The 6,756-nt window shown below is 61.4% G+C and carries 4 protein-coding genes and 1 pseudogene; 4 read left to right on the top strand and 1 reads right to left on the bottom strand.

All coding sequences use genetic code 11. The features are described 5' to 3' along the window. Together AC6FTP_RS24610 and mpl are read left to right on the top strand one after the other, a co-directional pair. The coding region (locus AC6FTP_RS24610; RefSeq protein ID WP_497209554.1) for an NAD(P)-dependent oxidoreductase at positions 1-692 on the top strand (692 nt) is incomplete at its 5' end. Positions 693-737: 45 nt separating this feature from the next. Further along, positions 738-2,111: a UDP-N-acetylmuramate:L-alanyl-gamma-D-glutamyl-meso-diaminopimelate ligase gene (gene mpl / locus AC6FTP_RS24605; RefSeq protein ID WP_497209553.1), complete on the top strand. Its 1,374-nt coding sequence runs from the start codon at positions 738-740 to the stop codon at positions 2,109-2,111. A gap of 124 nt (positions 2,112-2,235) precedes the next feature. Here mpl and AC6FTP_RS24600 read toward each other — a convergent pair whose 3' ends face one another. Continuing rightward, positions 2,236-3,018, bottom strand: coding sequence for a ParA family protein (locus AC6FTP_RS24600; RefSeq protein ID WP_497209552.1), 783 nt, complete (start codon positions 3,016-3,018; stop codon positions 2,236-2,238). Positions 3,019-3,069: 51 nt separating this feature from the next. Here AC6FTP_RS24600 and AC6FTP_RS24595 point away from each other — a divergent pair, with 51 nt between their 5' ends. Next, complete coding sequence (locus tag AC6FTP_RS24595) at positions 3,070-6,246, top strand: DEAD/DEAH box helicase (RefSeq protein ID WP_497209551.1); 3,177 nt, start codon at positions 3,070-3,072, stop codon at positions 6,244-6,246. A gap of 111 nt (positions 6,247-6,357) precedes the next feature. Next, positions 6,358-6,756: pseudogene (locus tag AC6FTP_RS24590) on the top strand (DnaT-like ssDNA-binding domain-containing protein); the annotation flags it as partial.

Here is a 6,756-nt window from a genome sequence, read left to right as displayed (position 1 = left end):
CGAGGAAGCTGCCCGTCCTCTTCACCCACGGAGTGAACCACACCACCGTCGCCGAGCACACCTTCTGCCTCCTGCTCGCCCTCGTGCGCAACCTCATCGATAGCGCCAATGCCGTCCGTGAGGGCCAATGGAAGCGCGTCACTGGCAATGAGATCTGGAACAAGAAGATCGGCATCGTCGGTCTTGGCCGCATCGGGCAGGAAGTGGCGAAACGCGCCCTCGCCTTCGGCATGGAAGTCCACGGCATGGACCTCTACTGGCCCGAAGCCTTCGCCAAAGAGCACCCCGTCACCCGCCACGACAGCATCGAAAGCCTCATCGCCCAGGTCGATGTCCTCAGCCTGCACGCCAACCTCAGCGAAAGCACCCGCCACCTCGTCCGCGCGGACCGCATCGCCTTGGCAAAGAAAGGCCTGCTCGTCATCAACACCTCCCGCGCCGAGCTCGTCCACATGCCCGACATGATCGCCGCCCTCGATGCCGGCACCGTCGGCGGCTACGCCACCGATGTCCTCGACGAAGAGCCGCCTCCCGCCGATCACCCGCTCCTGAAGCACCCGAAAGCCCTCATCACCCCCCACATCGGCAGCCGCACCTACGAAAGTGTGCCCCGCCAGGCCATGCGAGCCACTTTGAACCTCGTGAACTACCTCAGCGGCGCGGCGGATGTGATTCAGGCGAATAAGTTCTGATCTCAGTCTTTGTCATTCGTCATTAGGATTTCGTCATTCCCCTTCATGTCCAAACACCTCCACTTCATCGGCATCTGCGGCACCGCCATGGGTTCCACGGCTGTCGCCATGCGTCAGCTCGGTTACACGATCTCAGGTTCTGATGAAAAGGTCTATCCTCCCATGTCCGATGTGTTGCGCGATGCGGGCATCACGGTGACCGAGGGCTACAAGGCCGCGAACCTTCCGGCGAACACGGACGTCTTCGTCGTCGGCAATGCCATCAGCCGTGGCAATGAAGAGCTGGAGTCGATGCTTGAGCGCCGTCTGCCCTACACGAGCATGGCGGAGATGCTGCGGCGCGAGGTCATCCAGGGGAAGCGCAGCTTTGTCGTCAGCGGCACGCATGGGAAGACGACCACGACCACGATGCTGGCGTGGATCTTTGAAAACGCGGGCCGCGATCCCGGCTACATGATCGGCGGTGTGCCGGAGAATCTCGCCAGTGGTGCCCGCTTTAATCACAGCGATCTCTTCGTGATCGAGGGCGACGAATACGACACGGCCTACTTCGACAAGCGCAGCAAGTTCCTCCACTACCTGCCCGAGTGCGCCATCGTGAACAACCTGGAGTTCGATCACGCCGACATCTTCCCGACGCTGGCCGACATCAAACTCACCTTCCAGCGCCTGCTCAACAGCGTGCCGCGCAATGGCCTCGTCCTGCTCAATGGCGATGACGCAAACTGCCTCTCTTTGAAGAGCTACGCCCCCGTGAAAACCGTGGGCACTGGCGAGACCTGCAGCGAGCGCGTCGTCATCACCGAGGCCGCGCCCGACAGCACCACCTTCACGCTCAATGGCGCGCCCTTCACCGTGCCGATGATCGGCGAATTCAACGCCCGCAATGCCGCCATGTGCGTCTGCGCCGCCCGTCATGCCGGCCTCACCGATGACGAGATCCGCGCTGGATTGGAGAGCTTCCGAGGCATCCGCCGCCGTCAGACCGTGCGTGGCGAGGTGAATGGCATCACCATCATCGACGACTTCGGCCACCACCCCACGGCCATCCGCGAGACCCTGCGCGGCTTCCGCCAAAAGTATCCCGCCCGCCGTCTCTGGGCCGTCTTTGAACCGCGCTCAAACACCAGCCGCCGCAACGTGCTGCAAAACGAGCTCATCGCCGCCTTGAAGGAGGCCGATGGCAGCATCGTCGCCGCCGTGGCGAATCCCGAGAAAGTCGCTGCCGACGAAAGGCTGGACGTCAGCGCCGTCGCCGCCGCCGTCAGCGCCAGTGGTCATCCTTGCTTCCACGAAGCCAACACCGACGCCATCATCGCCCGCCTGAAGTCCGAAACCAAGTCCGGTGATGTCATCATCATCTTCAGCAACGGCGGCTTCGACGGCATCCACGGGAAGCTGATCAAGGCGCTGGCGTAAAACGAGTTTTCAACTCGCACGTAGAACGAGTTTGTAACTCGTAAACTGGTGCGGCGAGATTTTATCTCGCCTTGCTCCCCAGAGTTGGAACTCAGGGCACCAGTTTACGACTTTGAAAGTCGTTCTACGAGGCCATCTTCGCGGCACGACGGGCGAGGAATTCCTCGGCCAGTGCGCGGTAGGCGGTGGCTCCTCGACCGGTGGGCTCATACTCGACGATCGCTTTGCCGAAGCTCGGTGCTTCACCGAGGCGGACGGTGCGGGGGATGACGGCGTTGTAGATGATCTCGGCGAAGTAGTTCTTCACGTCGCTCACCACCTGCTGGGAGAGATTGGCGCGTGAGTCATACATGGTCATGACGATGCCTTCGAGCAGCAGGTTCGGATTGGCCCCGCAGTCGCGGATCTGCTGCACGACGCCGACGATCTTGCCCAGGCCTTCGAGGCCAAAGTATTCGCACTGGAGAGGCACGAGCAATTCATCGGCTGCGGCGAGCGCCGAGGTCATGAGCACGCCGAGGGAAGGCGGGCAGTCGAGCAGGATGTAGTCGAAGTGATTCGACTGCCGCAGGGGCTCCAGCACTTCCTTGAGGCGCGCCAGATGATTGCCACTTTGCGCCAGCTCGATTTCACAGCCTGCCAGTTCCTGATGGGAGCGGATGATGGAAAGGTTCGGGATGCGGGTGCTGCGGATGGCGGTATGGGGATCGGTGCCGAGCACGAGGGCTGAATAAAGGCTGCCACCATCCTCCTGCGCGAGTCCGAGACCGCTGGTCGCATTCGCCTGGGGATCGAGATCGATGAGCAGCGTGCGCACGCCGCGTTGGGCCAGGCAGGCGGCGAGGTTGATGGCTGTCGTGGTCTTTCCCACGCCGCCTTTTTGATTGGTGATGGCAACGATCCTCATATGTATCTTGACGTGAGTTTGAAGAGGAACCATCCACCGCGCCAGAAAGAAATGGAAATCACGGAGAAATGGCTCGGAGAGATCGGTGGCTGGCAGGCCATGAAGGCGGCGCGTGCCCTCGTGGATGGCGGACATGTCACGGTTCAAAGCGCCGAGAAGGGCCGGATTCGAGGTCTGGCCGGTGGTGGAAAGACGAAGTTTGCCAGCGGACTGTCTTTTACCTCACGCACGGATGTCGAGAATCTCTGCACCTGCCCCACGGCAAGGCGGGGGATGATTTGTGAACATGCGCTGGCCGTGGTGCTCATGCATCTGCGAGGTCCAGTGAAAGACGCGGAGACGCGGAGACATGGAGACGCGGAGAAGAAGCCCGTCTCTGCGCCACCAGCTCTCCGCGTCTCCGCGTCTCCTCTCAAAGTTCCCGGCACCTACACGATCTTTCTGCCGGAAAATCTGCTCACGGGCACCATGCGTGAACCGGTGGGGACTTATGTCCGATATTCACCCGGTGGGGAAGGGGAGGAGTCCCTCCTCGCGGCGTGGCTTGCCGAGCAAGGCGTTCGAAATCAAAGCGCGCCGATGTCGCTGCCGAGCGCTGTGTTTGATGCCTTCCTCCGCAGCGCTGCCGAGCATCCGCGTGTGATCGCAGGCAAGCCGAGCGGCGGTGGATTGCCTTTGAGCATCGCTCGTGAGCCCGTGCGTCTGCTGATCACGGCGGAGTCGAAGCCCGGAGAGAGAGAGGTCAGCCTACGTTTTGCTGGTGATGGCCAGCTTCCGCTGATCAAGACGCGCCCCAGCGGCACTTGGTTCTGCCGTGAGACGCAGAGTCTTTTCCAACTGCCTCCGCTCGGCCCGGAGTGCGAGACCTTGCTGCGCGAGCTGCCGACACGGCGACCTCTGCGCTGGCTCATCTCGCAGCGCGAGGCTTTGAACGATGCCTTCCAGCTCGAGCTGAGAGGTGCGGGTCTGGAGCACTTCCATTGCGCGCCCGTGCCCTGCACCTTCACGCTGCATCTGGATGGCTCGCTCCAGGCGGTCGAGGCCACGCTGCGAGCTGAGTTTGGCGGCAAAGACTGGCTCGTCGGCGAAAGCGGTCGTCACTGCGCGGCGGAGACGCTGTTCCCTTTTGAGGACACCAGCACGACGGGTCTCTTTTATCTACGCAACGAGTCGGAAGAAGCCCGGCTCATGGCGCTCATGGAGTCACTCGGCTTCCAGCTCGGCACGCGAGTCGAGGCCAGCGGCCACACGCTCGTCTGGAAGCTCTCCAAGCCCGAGTCCGTGCTGCAACTCTACGCCACCGACCTCCCGCGCCTGCGCCGTGAGATGAAGGTGATCGAAGGTGAACGCTGGCGTGCCGCCACACGCGGCGTGGCCCGCATCACTCCGCAGATCCACCGCCGGGAAGCGGATGATGACCGCCGCAGCGGTCAGGACTGGCTGGCGATGGAGTTTGCCTATGAAGCCCCCGATGGTTTCCGCCTGCCGCGTGCCGAGGTCTTGCGTCTTGTGCGCAGCGGCCTGCGCAGTGTCACGGCGAAGAATGGCAAACGCTACCTGCTCGACCTCGCCGGAGTGGAGGAATTCGAAGACACGCTTCGCGATGTGCCGCTTCAGCTCACCGCCGATGGTGCGCGCATCAGCGGCCTGCACGCGGACTACTTCCTCGGCGAGTCGTCGGGGCCTTCGAAGCTCATCGACGAAGCTGACCTTCTGCCACGCCTCGGCGATCTCGGTCCGAAACTCCGGCCTTACCAGCTTCTCGGCACCCGCTGGCTCATCACCCTAGCGGAAAGTGAGCGTGGAGGTGTGCTCGGAGACGACATGGGTCTCGGGAAGACGGTACAAAGCATCGCTGCCATTGTGGCTCTTCGCGCTGGAATGACGAATGAACGAATGACGAATGACGCAAAGCCCGAACGCGGTGAACTTCGTCATTCGTCATTCGGGAATTCGTCATTACCCTCCCTCATCGTCTGCCCGAAGAGCCTCACCGGAAACTGGCGGGCCGAGTTCGAGAAATTCGCTCCGCATCTCAAAGTCGCCGTCTCCCAGGGCAGCAACCGCTCGGGACTGCTTTCCCAGCTTGCCGAGTTTGACGTCATCATCACCACGTACCAGCTCACCGTGCGGGATCAGGATGCTTTGCAAAAGCAGCCCTGGCGTCTCGTCCTGCTCGATGAAGCCAGCTACATCCGCAATCCCGACACCGATGCCTCCAAGGCGGTTCGTTCGCTGAAAGCCAAGGCCCGGATCGCCCTGACTGGCACGCCGGTGGAGAACAGCGTGCGCGACCTCTGGTCCATCTACCAGTTCGCCCTGCCAGGCTATCTTGGCAGTCGCGACAACTTCAAAGAGCGCTTCGAGCAGCCGATCCAAAACGGTCTCGACAGCCCCGCCGGTCTCGCCGCGAGCGACCGCCTGAAGAAGCTCCTCCGCCCCTACTTCCTCCGCCGCATGAAGCGCGAGGTGCTCAAAGACCTGCCCGAGAAGATCGAGCAGATCCTCTGGTGCGAGCCATCTCCGGCTCAGGCCGAAGTCTATCGCCGCGTCCTCGAAGAAGGGCGCGAGGAGATCAAAGCCGCCCGCAAACGCTCCGGCCAGGGCGGCGCGAAGATGACCATGTTCACCGTGCTGCTGCGCCTGCGCCAGATCTGCTGCGATCTCCGCCTCACCGGTCTTCAGGGCGATGCCCTGGCGGGTCTCGATGCCGATGATCTCTCCGGCAAGTGGCCGATGCTCAACGACAAGCTCGATGCCATCCTCGAAGCCGATGGCAAGGTCCTCGTCTTCAGCCAGTTCGTGCAATACCTCAAACTCGTCCGCGCCAAGCTCGACGAGAAGAAGATCGACTACGGCTACATCGACGGCTCCAGCAACGACCGGGAAGCCCAGGTCAAAAAGTTCCAGAGCGACCCCGCCCGGAAGATCTTCCTCATCAGCCTCAAGGCTGGCGGCTACGGCCTGAACCTCACCGCTGCCGATCACGTCATCCTGCTCGATCCGTGGTGGAATCCCGCCGTCGAAGCCCAGGCTATCGACCGCGCCCACCGCATCGGCCAGCAGCGTGTCGTCACCGCCTATCGACTCGCCATGCGCGGCACGGTGGAAGAGCGCATCCTTGCCCTTCAGCAAAAGAAACGCGGACTGATCGAGGCCACGCTCGATGAGAACTCACCTCTCATGACCGGTCTTGGAGAGGGCGAGCTGGAAGAGTTGCTCGCGTAGTTTGCGGGACATCGTAGCCCATCCGTGGGTTGTCTTTGGTGTCTTATGTAACGCTTTGTATGTTGCCTTGACGTTATTGCTGCTCTGCTCCAAAACGGTAAGCATCATCTTATGAGACGACCTTGGATCAAAATCGAAACCGCCACCCCTGATAAACCTGAGATCTGCGCCATTGCCACGCAGCTCCGCATGGATGCCGACATGGTGGTGGGAAAACTCATTCGCCTCTGGTCCTGGATCACGGTGAATAAGATTTCAGGTAGCGATCTTGGCGTTACAAAAGAGTTCTTGGACAAATTGGTGGGACGCAAAGGGTTTGCTGATGCTTTGCAGGCGGCTGGTTGGCTTGTGGTATCGGATGGAAAGCTATCCATGCCTCACTTCGAGCGACACAACAGTGATGCCGCCAAGGTGAGGGCGTTAACGGCGCAACGTGTGAAGCGTCACCGAATCACCAAGGAACTCAAAATCGAAGATAGCGAAGATGCCGTTACATTAAATCGTGCGGAA

It is taken from the genome of Prosthecobacter sp. (genome assembly GCF_044378005.1).
In the GTDB taxonomy this organism is placed as follows: domain Bacteria; phylum Verrucomicrobiota; class Verrucomicrobiia; order Verrucomicrobiales; family Verrucomicrobiaceae; genus Prosthecobacter.
The sequence above is the reverse complement of the archived record's forward strand: the minus strand, read 5'-3'. Positions and strand labels throughout refer to the sequence as shown.

Bases quoted from the DNA above. Each gene is read 5' to 3' on its own strand.
- mpl (WP_497209553.1), top strand. From the start codon at position 738: ATGTCCAAACACCTCCACTTCATCGGCATCTGCGGCACCGCCATGGGT.
- AC6FTP_RS24595 (WP_497209551.1), top strand. From the start codon at position 3,070: ATGGAAATCACGGAGAAATGGCTCGGAGAGATCGGTGGCTGGCAGGCC.
- AC6FTP_RS24600 (WP_497209552.1), bottom strand. From the start codon at position 3,018: ATGAGGATCGTTGCCATCACCAATCAAAAAGGCGGCGTGGGAAAGACC.